Origin of the sequence: Aliivibrio kagoshimensis (assembly GCF_050337105.1) — a bacterium.
In the GTDB taxonomy this organism is placed as follows: domain Bacteria; phylum Pseudomonadota; class Gammaproteobacteria; order Enterobacterales; family Vibrionaceae; genus Aliivibrio_A; species Aliivibrio_A kagoshimensis.
This window is the reverse complement of sequence record NZ_JAKJSQ010000137.1, coordinates 1-2,758: the sequence shown is the minus strand read 5'-3', so window position 1 is coordinate 2,758 and position 2,758 is coordinate 1. Positions and strand designations below refer to the sequence as shown.

The window sequence follows — 2,758 nt, the reverse complement described above, 5'->3', positions numbered from 1 at the left end:
CTTCTTGGGGGTGGGCAACGTGGCGTGACAGGTGGGAGGGTTTTGATTTAACTACTGACTATTTATTTCTTATCGCAACCAAAGGTGATAAAAATAGTTACAACTTTGGCAGTTCATTTGATTTTTCTAATATGCTTGAATTGGAGTGCTCAGGTAAAATTAATTCTTGGGCTATTCGCTGGTACTCATTTGTCTATGAGTGCAAAGGCTTAACGCTTTATCCACCGAAAAGCTTGGTTGTTAATGATGGTTTTAACGATAGCGGAACTCATTCGTCTTATACTGCAAGTGAGTTGTTTTCATCTTCAAGTTCAGGGCCAGCAAGCAATATAAATTATCCAGATGTGGTAGAACTGTCTGAGAATAAAGTTCGGACATTGCAAAAACACTTTAAAAAACGTTTAAAAATGAAGCTTCTCGGCTATATTAAATATATTCTTAAGAGGGTATTTTATGTTAATTAAGTTTAAGAATGTAGTTAAGAAATTAGCGAGAAATCGCTTTGGTTTGCTCTTGGTACGTGGTTATTATTCTGTGATCGGATTTTTTGGATATTTTTATAGATATAAATTTTTTTTCAAATGCACGATATCCAAAACAGTTCGTGTTATTGGTTGGAGAGCGATTGAAATAGGTCATAATGTGGTTATTTGCAACCGAACTTGGTTGAACGTTAATCACTCCCTTAAACATGGTGTTAAGGCTATAACGATAGGAGACAACTCTTTTATCGGTGAAAATAATTTTCTAACCGTAGGTATGAAAATTAATATTGGAGCATATTCATTGACAGCATCAAATTGCTCATTTATTGGAGCGTCGCATAATATTGATTCTGTTTTCAAGCCGTATATTAAGACGGGAGTTGATAGTCAGAATGTAATAGACATAGGAGTTAATTGCTTTTTTGGCTATGACTCTTCAGTTATTGGTAATGTTTGCATTGGGCATGGATCAATTATCGGAGCTAAGTCAGTTGTTTTGCATGATGTTCCTCCATTCTCAATTGTTGTTGGCAATCCCGCTAAAGTAATTAAAAGATTTGATTTTCTCTCTCAAAAATGGACAGAAGAGGATATAGATACATCCTTAATTCCGGCTCAAGATAAATATTTAGAGTTAATCAAAGCCAATAACGAATTGATTCTAATGCCTTATGTTCTGGCGGCAAAAAAATTCAGCAGTATTATATAATAATTAAAAGGTTCTATTTTGAATGAAGTTATCGTAACTGGTTGTTTTGGTTTTATTGGGACAAACCTTGTGAGCAGACTTTCCCAAAAAGGCTGTGTTGTTTATGGTGTTGGTAACGGAGGAGGAAAAGAATTAAGTCGTAATTTTATAAATGGCAATGTTGATTTTAATAATCTGGATAAGCTTCTTGGTCTTTTGAAAGGTAAGCCAAAATCTATTTACCATCTTGCAGGGGGATCCTCAGTGGGCACTGCTGTAGATAATCCTTATGGAGATTTCTGTAAAGGTGTAGATACTGCTGCGTTGTTATTTGAATGGGTTCGTTTAAACTCACCAGAAACTAATGTGTACGTTGCATCGAGTGCTGCCGTATATGGGAGTCATTCTGGTGGGGAACTTACGGAAAAATCGCCTGTCAATCCCTATTCTAATTATGGTTATCATAAAGAGATGATTGAGCGTTTGGCCACCATGTACCGTTCAAATCATAACTTAAACATTACTGCCGTAAGAATTTTTTCAGTTTATGGAGACGGTTTGCAAAAGCAATTACTTTGGGATACCTGTAATAAACTCAGAAACATAGAACAATATGAAACTATTTCATGTTTTGGAACTGGCAATGAAGAACGGGATTGGATTCACATTAGCGATGTTTGTAACGGGCTTTATGTACTGGGTAGTTTAGGATGTAAAAGCCCCAGTGTTGTTAACATGGGCACAGGAAATAAGCATACTGTCGCCGAGTTGATTTCACTTTTGTGCAAGCATTGGTTTGATGATAAAATCAACATTGATGTTATATTTAATAATCAATCTCGTGCTGGAGACCCATTTTCTTTAGTTTCAGGTTGTAGAGTTAAAGATAAATTGTGCGGAAAATCTAAAGTTAGATTAGATGATGGTGTTGCTCAATATGTTAGTTGGTACAAGAAAACACATGGATAAGAAAAAAATAAAAATTGGTATTTTTTTGCCATCTTCGAAACTTTGGATGGGTGGTGCAAATTATTATCTTAGATTGATATCATTACTTTCTGAGCATTCAAGTGACATAGAAGTAATTGTATTTATGACTCGAGGAATTGATTATGATTTTTCGGAATTGCTTGTATCTATGGATAATGTTGAATTAGTTTTTCTTGAGTCGACTAAGCAGCCATTTATTAATCTACTATCTGCTATTTTTTTTGGTAAGGATAAGGCTGTTTCTTATTTGGCAGGCAAATACAGTGTTGATGTTTTTTATAGTAATGCTGCTTTTTTTGGGTGGAATTTTAAAACCCCTGTTTTATCATGGATTCCTGATCTTCAGCACTTATTCCTTCCAGAGTTGTTTTCATCGATAAAAAAACTAAAACGTAACATTGGTTTTTTAATGCAAGCAAAATTCTCATCTGGTATTATTTTTAGTAGCTATGATGCTAAGAATAGTTTTATTGAATCTTATCCTGTCTCAAATGATAAATTATTTGTTATTAGGTTTTCTGTAAAAGATATAGAAATATCTCGGCAAGAAGAAATAAAAGTTAAAAAAAAGTATCAACTATCAGAAGAGTATATA

3 protein-coding genes and 1 pseudogene are annotated in these 2,758 nt (G+C 34.2%); all 4 read left to right on the top strand.

All coding sequences use genetic code 11. From position 1 onward, the window contains the following. Nucleotides 1-464, top strand: a 464-nt coding sequence (locus L4C32_RS20435; protein ID WP_428198733.1) for a hypothetical protein, incomplete at its 5' end; no start/stop codon positions are given. Between the two features lie 487 nt (nt 465-951). Next, nucleotides 952-1,038 (top strand): annotated as a pseudogene (locus L4C32_RS20430) (chloramphenicol acetyltransferase); the annotation flags it as partial. A gap of 174 nt (nt 1,039-1,212) precedes the next feature. Continuing rightward, nucleotides 1,213-2,142, top strand: coding sequence for an SDR family oxidoreductase (locus tag L4C32_RS20425; RefSeq protein ID WP_428198732.1), 930 nt, complete (start codon nt 1,213-1,215; stop codon nt 2,140-2,142). Further along, nucleotides 2,135-2,758, top strand: a 624-nt coding sequence (locus tag L4C32_RS20420) for a glycosyltransferase family protein (RefSeq protein ID WP_428198731.1), incomplete at its 3' end; no start/stop codon positions are given. The genes L4C32_RS20425 and L4C32_RS20420, both read left to right, overlap by 8 nt.